Annotated in this window: 9 protein-coding genes; 6 read left to right on the plus strand and 3 right to left on the minus strand. The window is 72.3% G+C overall.

What is annotated here, in order from left to right:
- The first annotated feature begins 305 nt into the window (after positions 1–305).
- The 6 genes from ACZ4LX_RS10295 to ACZ4LX_RS10320 all read left to right on the plus strand — a co-directional run bounded on the left by ACZ4LX_RS10295 (position 306) and on the right by ACZ4LX_RS10320 (position 9,496).
- On the plus strand, positions 306–3,251 hold the full coding sequence (locus ACZ4LX_RS10295; RefSeq protein WP_467640629.1) for an SCO5717 family growth-regulating ATPase: 2,946 nt from the start codon (positions 306–308) through the stop codon (positions 3,249–3,251).
- A gap of 197 nt (positions 3,252–3,448) precedes the next feature.
- A complete protein-coding gene (locus ACZ4LX_RS10300) occupies positions 3,449–5,320 on the plus strand; it encodes an ABC transporter substrate-binding protein (protein ID WP_467640632.1) in 1,872 nt (623 codons plus the stop codon).
- 117 nt (positions 5,321–5,437) lie between these two features.
- Positions 5,438–6,520 carry an ABC transporter permease gene (locus ACZ4LX_RS10305; RefSeq protein WP_467640635.1) on the plus strand — a complete coding sequence of 361 codons (1,083 nt, stop codon included), beginning with the start codon at positions 5,438–5,440 and terminating at the stop codon, positions 6,518–6,520.
- Positions 6,517–7,485: an ABC transporter permease gene (locus tag ACZ4LX_RS10310; RefSeq protein ID WP_467640638.1), complete on the plus strand. Its 969-nt coding sequence runs from the start codon at positions 6,517–6,519 to the stop codon at positions 7,483–7,485. Before ACZ4LX_RS10305 ends, ACZ4LX_RS10310 begins: the two co-directional genes overlap by 4 nt.
- Positions 7,482–8,504: an ABC transporter ATP-binding protein gene (locus ACZ4LX_RS10315; RefSeq protein WP_467640641.1), complete on the plus strand. Its 1,023-nt coding sequence runs from the start codon at positions 7,482–7,484 to the stop codon at positions 8,502–8,504. The genes ACZ4LX_RS10310 and ACZ4LX_RS10315 overlap by 4 nt, the downstream gene beginning before the upstream one ends.
- Positions 8,501–9,496 (plus strand): oligopeptide/dipeptide ABC transporter ATP-binding protein, encoded by a 996-nt coding sequence (locus ACZ4LX_RS10320; protein WP_467640643.1) that lies wholly within the window; start codon positions 8,501–8,503, stop codon positions 9,494–9,496. The genes ACZ4LX_RS10315 and ACZ4LX_RS10320 overlap by 4 nt, the downstream gene beginning before the upstream one ends.
- A gap of 149 nt (positions 9,497–9,645) precedes the next feature.
- Here the strand turns inward: ACZ4LX_RS10320 and ACZ4LX_RS10325 are convergent, their stop codons facing one another.
- The 3 genes from ACZ4LX_RS10325 to ACZ4LX_RS10335 all read right to left on the minus strand — a co-directional run bounded on the left by ACZ4LX_RS10325 (position 9,646) and on the right by ACZ4LX_RS10335 (position 15,690).
- Positions 9,646–10,755 (minus strand): XdhC family protein, encoded by a 1,110-nt coding sequence (locus ACZ4LX_RS10325; RefSeq protein ID WP_467640646.1) that lies wholly within the window; start codon positions 10,753–10,755, stop codon positions 9,646–9,648.
- Between the two features lie 188 nt (positions 10,756–10,943).
- Positions 10,944–11,897: a bifunctional riboflavin kinase/FAD synthetase gene (locus ACZ4LX_RS10330; protein WP_467640649.1), complete on the minus strand. Its 954-nt coding sequence runs from the start codon at positions 11,895–11,897 to the stop codon at positions 10,944–10,946.
- Between the two features lie 43 nt (positions 11,898–11,940).
- Positions 11,941–15,690 (minus strand): trypsin-like peptidase domain-containing protein, encoded by a 3,750-nt coding sequence (locus ACZ4LX_RS10335; RefSeq protein WP_467640652.1) that lies wholly within the window; start codon positions 15,688–15,690, stop codon positions 11,941–11,943.
- Between the last annotated feature and the right edge of the window lie 91 nt (positions 15,691–15,781).

A 15,781-nucleotide genomic window follows, 5' to 3' on the forward strand; every position in this document is an offset into this window, starting at 1 on the left:
GACCACCACGCGCGCCAATTGTTCGCATTTCCCTGCACAGATGTGCATGTTTGGCCGTTTTGCGCCTCACTCCCGGCCGCACTCAGTCCACTTGGGGGCAGTACATGACGTACGGGACAACAGTCACAGTGCCGTACGGCCTGCCGTGGCGGGCCGAATGACGATTAGGGTGGGTCGGGGCGCGGCAGAAGAACCTGCGGGCAGGCAACGCGCGTCCCAGGGGGAGAGCCGGGCGGTACGCACTACAGGGAACGGTCGCCCCCACCCCCACGGCACAAGGGTGCTCGACCACACCAGGAGGCAAAGTGAACGGCGATCGGGACGAGATGCGCGGGAGCTGGAACAAGCCCGTCGACGAGTCGTCCGACGCGGAGCCCGCCGAGATGACGGGTGAGTTCACCATCGACTACACCCCGCCGGCCTGGTACACGCAGAACGCGCCGGGCGATTCGTCGGGCGGCGCCGGAACGCACCTGGCACCGCCCCCGCCCAGTGGCAGCCCGGTATCCGTGCCCGGACTGCCTGTCGGGAGCGGTTTCGAACCCGACTGGACCCCGGCGCCGCCGGCACCGGCACCGGCACCGGATGCGTCTGGCGTGAGCGGTGCACCGGTCTTCGGGGACGGCGATGTCGAGAGCGGTGCGACCGTGCGGATCTCGTCCGCCGCCCTGAAGCGCGAGTTCGCCGAGCGCGAGGCCGCCGCGAAGGCCGACGCCGAAGCGAGGTCCGACGCGGGGGCTGACCCGGGAGCCGACGTTCCTGCGGCAGGCGCCGGCGAAGATACCGCGGGCACCGGTCCCGATGCGGCCTCGGACGCCATGCGGAACGACTCCGCGGAGACCGGCGAGGACGAGTCCGGGACGACCGGCTCCGGGGGGACCGACTCCGGCAGGATCGGCGCGGATCCGGAATCCTCCGCGTTCGGACCCGACACGTTCGAGCCCTCCTCGCAGCCGTCCTCCGCCGCACCGTCCTCCGCCGAGGAGGACGAGGCCCACGAGGCCGCCGCCGGCGCCGGGCGTCAGGACGAGTCGGGCGACGCCCCGCAGGCCGACGGGCTCTCCGACGCCGTACCCGCGGACACGGCGCCCTCGGACTCGGCACCCTCCACCACCGCGCCCCCTGCCGCTCTCACCGGTGCGGCCCCCGTCGACGTACCGTCGGGCAGCGCTCCCCAGGACGCGGCACCGGCTGCCTGGACGCCCGCGCCGGGAGCGGGCGGACTGCCCCCGCTGCCGCCCTCGTTCCAGCCGGCGGCATCACAGCCCGCCGCACCCCAGCCGGCATCCCACTGGCCTCCGCAGGCTCCCGACACCACGGGCCCGGCCGACACGGGGACCGGGGGCTATGGATTCCCGCAGGCCCCTGCGGCCCCGCAGAGCCCGCAGTCTCCCCAACTCCCCCAGCAGGCCGCCCCGGTGCCGCAGGGCGGATACGGCTTCCCGCAGCAACCGCAGCCCCAGCAGGCCCTGCCGGGAGCCGCGCTTCCGGCGCAACTCCCTCCGGCACCCACACCGCAGGCGCCCCATGTGCCTCAGGCACCGCAGGCCTACCAGTGGGCCCCGCAGCAGCAGGGTGCGGCGCCGCTTCCGCCGGCGCATCAGGGCCCTCAGGCCCCTCAGTTGCCGCAGGCTCCGCAGCAGCCGTCGCAGCAGCCGCTGCCGCAGACCGGGCAGCCACCGCAGGGCGGCAGCGGCTACGGATTCCCGCAGGGCACCCAGCCGCCGGCTCAGGCCACGCCGAATCTGCCCGCGCAGATCCACCCTCAGCAGCAACCTCAGCAGCCGCAGCCGCACCAGCTGCCCCAGCAGCAGCCCCATCCGCAGCAGCCGCACCCACTCCCGCCGCAGGGACAGCACGCCGATCCCCGGGCCGGAGCCGCATGGCCCACTCCGGTCACCCACGACCAGCGCGAGCGTTCCGTGCCGGGCGCACCGCTCGGTTACACGGCGGCCGTCGAGCTCTCGTCCGACCGGCTCGTCCGGGGCAAGCAGAAGGCGAAGAGCAGCCGGAACCCGTCCGGCGCGTCCCGCTTCAAGCTGGGTGGCAAGAAGGAGGAGATGGAGCGGCAGCGCAAGCTCGATCTGATCCGTACCCCGGTGCTCTCCTGCTACCGGATCGCGGTGATCAGCCTCAAGGGCGGCGTGGGCAAGACCACGACGACCACGGCGCTCGGCTCCACCCTGGCCACCGAGCGGCAGGACAAGATCCTCGCCATCGACGCCAACCCCGACGCCGGAACGCTGGGCCGCCGGGTGCGCCGCGAGACCGGGGCGACCATCCGCGACCTGGTGCACGCGATCCCGCACCTCAACTCGTACATGGACATCCGGCGGTTCACCTCGCAGGCGCCCTCCGGTCTGGAGATCATCGCCAACGACGTGGACCCGGCGGTCTCGACCACGTTCAACGACGAGGACTACCGGCGTGCGATCGAGGTGCTGGGCAGGCAGTACCCGATCATCCTCACGGACTCGGGTACCGGGCTGCTCTACAGCGCGATGCGGGGTGTGCTGGATCTCGCCGACCAGTTGATCATCATCTCGACCCCGTCGGTCGACGGTGCGTCAAGTGCCTCCACCACGCTGGACTGGCTGTCGGCACACGGGTACGCGGAGCTGGTCCAGCGGTCCCTCACCGTCATCTCCGGGGTCCGCGAGACCGGCAAGATGATCAAGGTCGATGACATCGTCCAGCACTTCGAGACGCGCTGCCGAGGTGTGGTCGTCGTACCGTTCGACGAACACCTGGCGGCCGGTGCCGAGGTCGACCTCGACATGATGCGTCCGAAGACCCGGGACGCGTACTTCCACCTCTCCGCCCTGGTGGCCGAGGACTTCGCCCGCGCCCAGCAGCAGCAGGGGCTGTGGACGGCGAACGGCGGCAACCCGCCGCCGCAGTACGCCCCGCCGATGCCCGGTCAGCAGCTGCCGGGCCAGCCCGCACCCGGACAGCAGCAGCCGTACGCACCCCAGCAGCCCGGTCAGCCGTACCCGCAGCAGCCCTACGGCGGCCAGCCGCAGCAGCCCTATCCCCCGCAGCCCGCACCCGGCGCCGGGCAGAACTGGCAGCAGCAGCCGCCCTCCCAGGCGCAGCCGTCGGCCGGGCAGGCGGGTCCGCCGCCCCAGCCCCAGTACGGCGGACAGCCAGGTCAGCCGGGACAGCCGGCCCATCCCGAACTCCAGGGTCCGGTCCCGCCCGCGGGGTGGCAGCAGCAGGCGCAGCAGCCGCCGCCAGCGCCTCAGCAGTAAGGCGTCAGAGGTCTGAACCAATGAGGGTCCACATCGTTTCCACGATGTGGACCCTCATTGCATTCCCGCAGACCACACGCCGTTTCGATGACCGTTGACGCGGCTCGACCACCGCTGATAAACCTTCGCTTCACCAGCTGGCGAACCACAGATCAACCCGCCTTCTCCGTGCGAGTCATGACGCGAGGTCCCTGACCATGGTCGAAAGAGTTCCACCACCCTCAGCCCAGCCACGCTCACGTCTGCGTATCCTCCTGGCCTCCGGCACCGCCTCCCTTGCTCTCGCAGCCGGGTCCGTCGTGCCGGGTGTGCCCTTCGGGCCCGAGCCCCAGCAGGCCCGGGCAGCCGACAGCGGCGACAAGACGCTGACTGTCGCGGTCGCGCAGAGCGTCGACTCCCTGAGCCCGTTCCTCGCCCAGAAGCTGCTGAGCACGAGCGTCTCCCGGCTGATGTACGACTTCCTGACGAACTACGACCCGAAGGACAATCACGCCGTCCCGGGTCTCGCCACCAAGTGGGAGCCGTCGGCCGACAAGCTGACGTGGACGTACACCATTCGGTCCAATTCCACGTGGTCGGACGGCCGGCAGGCCACGGCCGAGGACGCGGCCTGGACGTTCAACAAGATGATGACGGACGAGGCCGCCGCCCAGGCGAACGGCAGCTTCGTCGCCAACTTCAAGAAGGTGACCGCTCCCAGCCCGACAAAGCTGGTCATCGAGCTCAAGGAACCGCAGGCCACGATGGCCGCGCTCGATGTGCCGATCGTCCCCAAGCACGTCTGGGAGAAGGTCGGGGACTTCTCGAAGTTCAACAACGACACCAATTTCCCGATCGTGGGCAACGGGCCGTTCGTCCTGAGCGACTACAAGGTCGACCAGTACGTGAAGCTCAAGGCGAACAAGGACTTCTGGCGCGGCAAGCCCAAGTTCGACGAGCTGGTCTTCAAGACGTACAAGGACCAGGACGCCGCCGTCGCCGCACTCCGCAAGGGCGAGGTCTCCTTCGTCGCCGGTTCGCCCGCGCTGACGCCCGCCCAGGCCGCCTCGCTCAAGGGTGAGGCGAACATCAAGGTCAACGAGGGTCCCGGCCGCCGCTTCTTCGCGCTGGCCACCAACCCGGGCGCGCAGACCAAGGACGGCAAGAAGTTCGGCAACGGCAACAAGGCGCTGCTCGACCAGAAGGTCCGCCAGGCGCTGTTCCTGTCGATCGACCGCAAGACGATCATCGACAAGGTCTTCCAGGGCCACGCCGTCGAAGGCAAGGGATACATCCCGCCGCGCTTCTCGGCGTACAACTGGGAGCCGTCGGCGAGCCAGAGCCTCGCCTACGATCCCGCCAAGGCCGGACAGCTGCTGGACCAGGCGGGTTACGAGCTCAAGGACGGCAAGCGCGTCGGCAAGGACGGCAAGGCTCTCGACCTGCGCATCCTGTGCCACGCGACGGACCCGAACGACAAGGCCATCGGCAAGTACCTCAAGGAGTGGTGGGGCAAGCTCGGCGTCGGCCTCAAGGTCGACTGCCTCGACGACGTCTCCGTGCCCTGGTACGCCGGTGAGTACGACCTCGCCTTCGACGGCTGGTCCGTCAACCCGGACCCGGACTTCGTCCTCGGTATCCACACCTGTGCCGCCCTGCCGGTCAAGGCCAAGGCGAGCGCCGCCACGGACAACTTCATCTGCGACAAGACGTACGACGGGCTCTACAAGAAGCAGCTCGCCGAGTACGACCCCGCCAAGCGCGCGGACCTCGTCGGGCAGATGCAGTCGTGGCTGTACGACTCCGGGTACATGAGCGTCATCGCGTACCCGAACGCGGTCGAGGCCTACCGCACCGACCAGATCAAGTCGATCACGACCATGCCCGAGGCGGCCGGCAACATCTACGGCCAGGACGGGTACTGGAGCTGGTGGTCGGCCGTTCCGGCGGGCGACGGTGACAGTGGCAGCGACTCCGGTTCGAGTTCGACGGGGATCGTCATCGGCATCGTCGTGGCCGTGGTGGTCCTCGCAGGTGGCGGATTCCTCCTCTCCCGGCGCCGTCGCACCACCGCGGACGAGCGCGAGTAGTTCCATGGGCCGCGGGCAGTTCCCGCGGACGGGACGAGAGCGATCGGCGGCGGGGCCCGGACACCCGGGTCCCGCCGGCCCGTCCCTCTAAGCGCAGCACGAGTAACGAGAGTTCCCATGACAGCTGACAGCACTCCGGCGCTCGTGAAGCAGGCGGACGCGGACACGGAAGGCACGGCTCCGGCCGGGTCCCCGGCCGCCCGCGGGCCACGGGCGCGCAACACCACGGCCTATCTGAAGTACGTGGCCGCCAAGATCTTCGGCGCGGCCGTCTCGCTGTTCGCCGTACTGGTCACCAGCTTCTTCCTCTTCCGGCTGATTCCCAGCGACCCGGTGAAGCAGATGACCGGCGGGCGGCCCGTCTCCGCCGAGCAGCTCGAATCGCTGCGCCGCCAGTTCGGCCTCGACCAGCCGATGTGGCAGCAGTTCACCAGCTATGTGGGCGACGCGCTCACCGGCGACTTCGGCACCTCGTTCCAGTACCACGCCCCGGTCATCGACAAGATCACCGAGGCGCTTCCGGCGACGCTGCTGCTCACCGGCACGGCGTACGTCCTCTACAGCGCGCTGGGCATCTGGCTCGGCACCCGTACCGCCTGGCGCAACGGGTCGAAGAGCGACCGCTTCAACACCGCGCTCGCGCTCACGCTGTACTCGGTGCCCGCCTTCTGGCTCGGCCTGCTCCTGATCATCGTCTTCTCGGTGGGGGTCGGACCGATCCCGGGAATGTTCCCGACCGGCGGCCTGGAGTCGGGCAACGAGACGGGCTTCGCGTACGTACTCGACGTCGCGCACCACATGGTGCTCCCCGTGATCACCCTGGTCGCGGTCGGCTACGCGCAGACGCTCCTCGTGATGCGTTCCTCGCTCCTCGACGAGATGGGCAGCGACTATCTGACGACGGCGCGCGCCAAGGGGCTGCGCGACGACACGGTCCGCCGCAAGCACGCGGTCCCCAACGCGATGCTCCCGACCTTCACGCTGATGTTCGTCAACCTCGGCCATGTGGTCGCCGGACAGATCCTGGTGGAGACCGTGTTCTCCTGGCCCGGTCTGGGCGGACTCTTCTACCAAGGGCTGAGCGTCCCCGACCTTCCGCTCGTACAGGCACTGTTCTTCGTCTTCGCCACCGCGGTGATCCTGGCGAACACCCTGGCCGATGTGCTGTATCCGCTGCTCGATCCCCGGGTGGGCCGATGACGACCGAATCCATGCCCGCGTCCACGCCGGGGGCGAAGGCCCCCGTGCCCGAGGAGTCCGGGCCCGGGACCACCAAGAGCCCCGGCGCGCTGGCCCGTGCCCGCAAGCGGCGCTCCCTGGCCAGGTTCTGGCGGGAGTACCGCAGCCACCGCGGCGGTCTGTGGGGCCTGGCCGGCCTCGTCCTGATCGCGCTGATCGCCGTGTGCGCGCCCGTACTGACGGGGGCGAACGCGCAGAGCGTCACCGAGGCGCCGGGCGGTGCGCTGGAGTCACCGAGCGCCGAATTCCCGCTCGGCACCGACCAGTTCGGACGCAGCGTCCTCGCCCTGCTGATCTGGGGGGCACGCGTCTCGCTCACCGTGGGGCTGCTCGCGGCCTTCCTCTGCGTGGCCATCGGTACGGTCGTCGGGATCGTCGCGGGGCACTTCCGCGGCTGGTACTCGACGGTTCTGATGAGGGTCACCGACTGGTTCCTGGTGATGCCGACGCTGGTCCTGGCGATCGCGCTCGCCACCGTGATGGACCGCTCGCTGTGGACCGTCATCATCGCGATCGGTGTCACGACCTGGCCGACGACCGCCCGGCTGGTGCGGGCGCAGACCCTCGCCGTGGAGTCCCGGCCGTACATCGAGCGCGCCCGCGCGCTGGGCGGCGGGCACGGACACATCATGCTCCGGCACGTCCTGCCGAACGTGATGCCGCTGGTGCTCGCGCAGACCACGCTGGTGATCTCCAGCGCGATCCTGACGGAGGCCACGCTGGCCTTCCTCGGCCTCGGCGACCCGACCATCACCTCCTGGGGCGGCATGCTCCAGGACGCACGCGAAGCCGGTGCGGTGAGCGCGGGCGACTGGTGGTACCTGGCACCGCCCGGCATCGCCATCGCCCTGGTGGCCCTGGCGTTCACGCTGTGCGGCCGCGCCATCGAGACCGTCCTCAATCCCAAGCTGGGGGTGGCCCGTTGAGCACGACGAGCATCCGTAACACGCCGCTTCTCGACGTACGCGACCTGACGGTGACGTACGCGGGCGGGGCGCAAGCGGTCCGCGGGGTGAACCTGGAGGTCGACGCGGGCAGGAAGCTCGGCATCGCCGGGGAGTCCGGGTGCGGGAAGTCCACACTGGCGCTCGCGCTGCTGCGGCTCCTGCCGGCGGGCACGAAGGTCACCGGCGAGATCCTGCTGAACGGCGAGGACGTACTCGCCATGAAGTGGGGCCAGGTCAGGGCCGTGCGCTGGGCGGGCGCGTCGATCGTCTTCCAGGGCGCGATGCACTCGCTGAACGCGGTGCACCGCATCGGGGACCAGATCGCCGAACCGATCGTGCTGCACCGGAGGACGACGCAGGCAGCGGCCCGCAAGCGCGCCGGTGAGCTGCTGGAACAGGTGGGTCTGCCCGCCGCCCGGGTGGACGCCTACCCGCACGAGCTCTCGGGCGGGCAGCGGCAGCGCGTGATGATCGCGATGGCCCTCGCCTGCGACCCCGGGCTGATCATCGCCGATGAGCCGACGACGGCCCTCGATGTGATGATCCAGGCCCAGATCCTGAGGCTGATCGAGGAGCTCGTCTCCGAGCAGGACCTCGGACTGGTCATGATCAGCCATGACCTCGCGGTGCTCTCGGACACCTGCGACCGGCTCGCGGTGATGTACGCGGGACGGGTCGTGGAGCAGGGGCCTGCGTCCGAGGTCTACGAGCGGGCGCACCATCCGTACAGCAAGGCCCTGTCGGGCGCCTTCCCCCGGATCGGGGACCCGGCCTCGCGGTTCGCGCCGAGGGGGCTGCCGGGCGATCCGCCCGACCCGGCCGCGCTGCCGGCCGGCTGCACGTTCCACCCGCGCTGCACGGTGGCCCTGGACTCCTGCACCACGCAGGACCCGGTGCTGCGGGTGGCGGGACCCGGACGTGAGGCCGCCTGTGTGCTGGTGGGACCGGAGGGGGCGGCGTCCCCGCAGGGTGCCGAGGAAGCGAGGAGCACATCATGACCACCACCACGGAGCTGCTGAGCGCCCGGGATCTCCGGATCACGTTCCCCGGCAGGCACGGAGCCGACCCGGCACGTGCGGTGGACGGGGTCGACCTGGACATCCGCCCCGGCGAGATCGTCGCACTGGTCGGCGAGTCGGGGTGCGGCAAGACGACCCTGGCCCGTTCGCTGCTGGGTCTGGTCCGGCCGACGGACGGGCAGGTCACCTTCGACGGCAAGCCGCTCGACTACGGGAGCCGCGCGCTGAAGGCGTACCGCAAGCGGGTCCAGCTGGTCCTCCAGGACCCCAGCGGCTCGCTGAACCCCCGGCACACGGTGTACGACGCGGTGGCCGAGGGCCTGCGCATCCACCGGTACGGCGGCGACGAACGGGAGGCGGTGACGAACGCCCTCTCCCGGGCGGGGCTGCGGCCTCCGGAGCGCTTCTTCCTGCGCTACCCGCACGAGCTGTCGGGCGGTCAGCGCCAGCGCGTCGTGATCGCGGGGGCGCTGGGCCTGGAACCGGAACTCATCGTGGCCGACGAGCCGGTGGCCTCCCTGGACGCCTCGGTGCGCGGCGAGATCCTGGCACTGCTGCTGCGGCTGAGGGACGAGCTGGGCCTGTCCGCGCTGGTGGTCACGCACGATCTCGGTCTCGCGTGGAACATCGCGGACCGGGTGGCGGTGATGTATCTCGGCCGGATCGTGGAGACGGGCGACGTGGAGCAGATCCTCACGGCGCCGCAGCATCCGTACACCCGGGCGCTGTTGTCGGTGCTGCCGGAGGCCGAGGGCGAGCCGGTGGTGCTGACGGGTGAGCCGCCGGACCCGTCCAGGGTGCCGTCCGGCTGCCGCTTCCACCGGCGCTGCCAGATCCTGGCCTCCGGCGAGGCCGAGCGGGCCGGTGTCGCGGACGCCTGCCGTACGCGGGACCTGCCGGTGCTCACGGGTGGCGGCGAGACCCAGGTGGCGTGCCACTGGGCCGGTGCGACGGCGGGGGCGCGGGGGTAGGGAGCGGTCTGCGGGCAAGCCCTCGGCTCACCGGGTCTGCCCGGCAGCGGTCACGCGAGGTCAGCGAATGGCCTGCGCGACAGCAGTGACGCGGGGGCGGCGAACAGCGGGGAGAGCGGGCAGGCCCCCGGGCTCGCCGGCTCTGCCCGTCAGCGCCGTGCGTGGTGGTGGATCGCACCGGACAGTTCACCGAGCGGCCGCCCGGTGCCGCCCCAACGGTGCTGGATGATCTCCGCGGCGATCGAGACGGCCGTCTCCTCCGGTGTCCTCGCTCCGAGGTCGAGCCCGACCGGTGAGGCGAGGCGGGACAGGTCCGCCTCGCTCACACCCTCCTCCCGGAGCCGGGCCAGCCGGTCGAGGTGCGTGCGTCGGCTGCCCATCACCCCGATGTAGGCCGCCGGCGTGCGCAGGGCGGCCACCAACAGGGGAACGTCGAACTTCGGGTCGTGCGTGAGCACGCACAGCACGGTGCGCGCGTCGACGTCCGTGCCCGGGAGATAGCTGTGCGGCCAGGCCCGGACGACCTCGTCGGCGGTGGGGAAGCGCTCACGGGTCGCGAAGGCCGGGCGGGCGTCGCACACGGTGACCCGGTAGCCGAGGAAGGATCCGATACGGGCGGTTGCCGCCGCATGGTCGATGGCGCCGAAGACGATCATGCGGGGCGGTGGCGCGTACGCCTGGATGAAGACGGACACGTTCTGCATCCGGCGCTCGCCGTGGGTCCCGTACCACTGCCGACCGGTCACGCCCTGGGCCAGAAGGCCCCGGGCGTCGTCGGTGACGGCCGCGTCCAGCCCCTCGTTGCCCAGCGAGCCCTCCGCGCCGCCCGCCCGCACCACCCGTCGCGCGCCGGTGGGGGCGGCATCCGGGAGGAGGGTGGCCACGGCGACCGGTTCACCGCGGGCGACGGTCTCACCGACGTCCCGGAGCCAGGACCGGTCAGCCGCCGAGGCAAAGGGGGCGACGAGGACATCGATGGTCCCGCCGCAGGTCAGTCCCACGCCGAACGCTTCATCGTCGCTGATCCCGTACGACCGCAGCTGCGGAGTACCGGTGGCCAGCACCTCTCCGGCCACCTCGTACACCGCGCCCTCGACGCAGCCCCCGGAAACGCTCCCCGCCACCGTGCCGTCGGCCGTCACCGCCATCACGGCGCCGGGCGCCCGGGGAGCGCTGCCCCGGACGGAGACGACGGTCGCCAGGGCGAAGGGGGTACCGGCGTCGTGCCAGGCGCGGATTTCCGACAGCAGTTCACGCACGGCGGGGACCTCCTCCGGCCCGGTCCGACCGGCCCTGATGCGGCCACCCTAAGGGCCGCCCCGCAATCGCGGGTGGATCAGCACGCGGCGTCGGGTGCGACGCACCGCAGGGCGGAGAGATCCCCGCGCCCGGGACGCGTGCGGGCGTCTCGGCAGCACGGCGAGGTGCCGTGACGGTCGGGACGGTTTCAGCCCCGGTCGTACGCGGCGATCAGCTCGCTGCACCGCTTCACATCGGCGGCCATCGCCACGAGCAGATCGTCGATCGAGTCGAACTTCAGCATGCCGCGTACGTAGGCGAGGAAGTCGACGGCGACGTGCAGGCCGTACAGGTCGAGGCCGACGCGGTCGATCGCGTACGCCTCCACCGTCCGCTCGGTGCCGTCGAACTGCGGGTTGGTGCCGACCGAGATCGCGGCGGGCATCGCCTCACCGTTCGCATGCAGCCAGCCCGCGTACACGCCGTCGGCGGGGATGGCGGTGTGCGGCAGGGTCTCCACGTTGGCGGTGGGGAAGCCGAGCTCACGACCGCGCTGCGCCCCTCGGACGACAATGCCCTCGACGCGGTGCGGACGGCCCAGGATCTCCGCGGCACCGGCCACGTCGCCCTCGGCGACGAGCCGACGGGTGAGGGTCGAGGAGAACGGCTCGCCGCCACCCGCCTCGCCGCGCACCCGCAGGTCGATGACCTCGACGCGGTAGTCGTAGGTGTTGCCCAGCTCGGTGAGCAACTGCACGTTCCCCGCGGCCTTGTGGCCGAACCGGAAGTTGGGGCCCTCGATGACCAGCCGTGCGTGCAACTTGTCGACCAGCACCTTCACGATGAAGTCGGCCGGGGCGAGTTTCGAGAACTCGGTGGTGAACGGCAGGATCAGCACCGCGTCCACGCCAAGCTCGGCCATCAGCTCGGCACGGCGGTGGTGCGGGGCGAGCAGCGGCGGATGGCTGCCGGGCCGGACGACCTCGCTGGGATGCGGGTCGAACGTCACGACGACCGAAGGCACCCCCAGCTCACGGGCCCGCTCGACGGCCCGGCCGATGATCAGCTGGTGTCCGCGGTGCACCCCGTCGTAGGAGCCGATGGTGACGACGCTGCGTCCCCAGTCCTGGGGGATGTCCTCCAAGCCACGCCAGCGCTGCACTCTGACCGCTCCTCGCCCGAACCTGTGTACGTGGGTTTGTCTCTTACGCAGGTCTAAGACTGCCATGCTCACGCCCTGCGGCCTGCATCGGCATGGTCATCGGGGCCGCGAGCGCCTCCACCGTCCGCCGCGCACCGGGGCCGACGACCGCCGCCCACTCCTGCGGGGCGTCGGCCAGCCAGCCGAGGACCAGGCCGCCGAAACCGGGCACCTCACGGGCGAGCGTGACCAGCAGCCGGTCGAACAGACAGGCCCCTTCGGGGGTACGGACCAGCAGTATCCCGGTGCGGTGCACCAGGGCCCGGGTGCGGGCCTGCGGCCGCCCGCCGCAGCCGGTCGCGGCAGCCCGCAACAGCGCTTCCAGCACGACCGGGTCCCGGTACTCGCCGCCCTGCTCGAATTCCAGCAGCACCTCCAGCAGGGTCTCCCGCAGTTGCTGGGACGCGGCGCTGCCGGGCGAGGCCAGCACCCCGGCAAGTGCGCCTCTGACGGGCGCGGGGGCCGGCCGGTCCCGGAGCAGTCCGGTCAGCAGGGGAAGCAGCAGCGCCCGTGCGGCAGGCCCGTGCTCCAGCCTGCGGTCGAGGTAGGCGGCGGTGTGCGTGGTGTCCCCGGGATGGCTGTCGACGTAGGCACGTACGAGCCCCGCGGTGTGCAGGGCGAGTGCGGGGGCATCGACACCGGCCAGCGCGCGGAGCGCTTCGCCCGCGCCCTCCCCGGGGCTTGCGAGTCGCTCCCGGTACGCGGCCAGCACCGGTTCCGGATGCGTGGGCAGCGCGACGGCGAGGGCGGCGACGGTCACCTTGGGCCCGTCCGTGACGAAGGCCCGGAGGGCTTGCGGCAGATAGCGGTCCCTGGTCTGCGGATCGGCCACGAGCAGGGCGAGCACGGGGCCGTGCAGATCGGTGTCGGAGGGGCGGGCCAGCAGCGTGAGAGCGGCGCGGCGCAGCAGGGCGCGATCCGTGTCGCGGGTCAGGCGGGGAGCGAGGAGCGCCCCGTACCAGGCCGCCGCGATCCGTTGGACGCGACGGTCCTCGTCACGGGACCACCGCTCGACGGCGCGGCAGAGCGCGGCGGGCTCGTCCTCGGCCAGCGCGGCCAGCAGTTCGTCCGCCCTGGGGTGTCCTGACGAGACGAGCGCGTCGGTCAGATCGTCCACGGCGAGGTCACGGCGTGCGTAGAGAAGTGCCTGGGCGGCCGCCGCGACGGTGGGCCGCAGGGCCACCCCTTCCTCGGCGGCAAGCGGGTGGTCATCGGTGAACCAGGCGCACAGGAGCGGCTGGAGTGTACGCGGATGGGCGGCGAGCCGCCGGGCCACGGCGTCCAGGAACCGCCCCCCGCCGGTGTCGCCGTCGGCGTCGCCGTGTGGTGGCCCATCGGCAGGTACGAGCCGCCGGAACAGGTCCATCCGGTCCGCCTCGGGCAGCCGCAGCCGCTGCCAGAACCACGGGCCGAACTCGGCGTACGCCCCCCGCGCACCGAACCCGTCGCCCTCGGCCGCACTCCGGACGATGCGCCCGGCGAGCAGCCGGAGCACCCCGAGGTGCGGCCGGGCGTCAGGGACCCGCAGCAGCGTTTCGGACAGCAGATGCACGGCCCACCAGCGGGCGTCGGGGAACGGCACACCGCTGTCCGGGCTGTCGCCCGTGGGCTCAGCGGCTTGTGCGGGCCGGTTGGCCGACGCGGCCTCCGCGGGCCGGGCGGGCCCGGCGGCAGGTGAGGCCCCCGCGGGCCGGGCGGGCCGGTCCGCGTCCCCCGCCGTCAGCCGGTCCAGTGCCTCGATCAGGTCGGCCAGCCGGTGGGACAGCGCGGCCGGCCCCTGACGGCGGCCCAGCAGGAGCAGCGCCTGGATCACCGGCCCGATGCGGTGGCGCGGCACCGGAAGAGTGTGCGGCTGCTCCGGTGCGGGTGCCGCCTCCGGCGCGGCCGGCCCGCCCGGCCTGCGCGGGTGGGGAACGCGGTCCCGGCCCTCCCCCGCCACGGCACCCGGGTCCGCGTGCCACCGGTGCACCAGCGCCCGCAGTGCCGCGTCCAGGTCCAGATGCGCGCCCTGGACCCAGTCGCCCAGCTCCTCGTGCGCGAACCGGTACCCCGCTCCCGCCGGGACCAGCAGGCCCTCGGTCAGCACCGCCGACGCCCAGCCCGTGCGCCAGGGGAAGACCTCCTCGAACGCGGCCCGGTCCAGCTCTCCCTGCCCGGGCCCCAGGCAGCGCCGGGCCGCCTCGTGTACCTGGCCCGCCACTCGTGCCGCCAGCCGCCGTACCACCGTGCCGTGCGGCGCGGGACGCCACTGGGCGGCGATCCGGACCGCGATGCGCAGGCACATGAGGTCGAGGTGGGCACCGAAGACCTCCTCCGTGCCGGGGCGCCCCGCGGTGCCCGTCGGCAGGGCCTCGCGTACCTCCGCGAGCAGCCGCAGTGTGAGGGGGTGCCGGTCGTGGCCGACGGCCAGGGCGTCGGGCGGAAGGGCGTATCCCTCCCGGGCCTGTTCGGCCTGGCCCGCGGTCAGGTCGCCGATGCGGACGGCCGACGGGAGCCGTCCGGCGGGCCGGGCCGGGCGGTGGAGGGATGCGGGCGGGCAGAGCGCGCCCGCGGTCTCCCAGTACTCGGGCCGGCAGGCGATGACCAGCCGCGCCCCGTGCTCGTGCAGCCAGTCGGCCGTGCCCGACATCCACCGGGCCGGCCGGTGTGCCAGGACGGGCGGCATCTCCTCGGGACCGTCCAGCAGGACGAGCAGGGGACTGCCGGCGTCGGCGGCCAGCCCGGCCAGCCGCTCGGGAGTGGCGGTCTCCATGTCACCGATGGCTCCGGCGGCGGTGACGATGCGTCCGGACTGCCGGAGTGTGCGCGCGATCGCGTCGGCGACGGAGCAGTCGCCGGCCACCAGATCGGCGCCGCGCAGCCACAGGGTGAGCGCGGGCACCGGGCACCGGGCCCGTCGCGCGGCGAGTGCGGCGAGTTCGGTGGTACGGCCGGTGCCAGGGGCTCCGACCAGGCCGAGCACCACTGCGGACCGCTTCGCGTCCGAGGCCGGGCCGGCCGCGGTGAAGGCGTCGAACTCGGCAAGGACGTCGGGCCGTTCCACCGGATCGCGCCAGGCCCTCGGGCCGCCCGCGGAGCCGACCGACATCGCGGTGAGCTGGAGCGCCCCCGCCGCGTTGAGGTCGAGTCCGTAGCCGGGTACCTCCATCGCGTTGCGCCGGAGCAGGTCGCCCAGCGGGCCGCCCCGCTCCGGTCCTGCCAGCGGCACCGCGCAGCCGGCGGCGCCGTGCCCGGTGCGCAGGGCGGTGCCGAGGACAGCGATGACGGCGCCGCTGTCCGGGTCGAGCACGGGCCCGCCGACGGCGGCGCCGCCGAGCCGGAGCGCGTCCCTGCCGTCGGTGCCGAGGGCCAGTTCCAGCGCCCGGCCGATCGCATGGGTGCGGCCTCCGGCGGTGTACGTCGCCGAAGTCGCGCCGAGGACGCGGGCCTCGCGCCAGCCGTGCGCGGCGATCTCCACATACGTACCGGCGTCGGTCCGCTCCCTGGTCGCGATCGGCAGGGGCGGCACAGCGAGTGCGTCCGGTCCGCCGGTGGGCAGGAGCGCGAGGCCGAGTTCCGGCAGGGCGGTGATGTCGTGGGCCTCGACGCGGCAGCTGCGGCCGCCGGTGCCGCGCACGAGGAGGTGGGGCAGGCCGTCGACCGCCTCATGGCTGGTCACCACCGTGCCCTGGGCGTCGGCGACGAAGCCGGTCCCCCTCGGCCGGCCGGCCGGATCGCACAGTCGTACCAACGTCGCCCGGTCCCCGCATCCCATGCGCCGACGTTAGGACGGTGATGATCGACGTTTGTGACACTCAGGGAAAAAGCGCCCCGTTTGCACCCCTGATTCACTCCGAGCGCCTGCC

Source organism: Streptomyces sp. NPDC026062 (assembly GCF_055568375.1).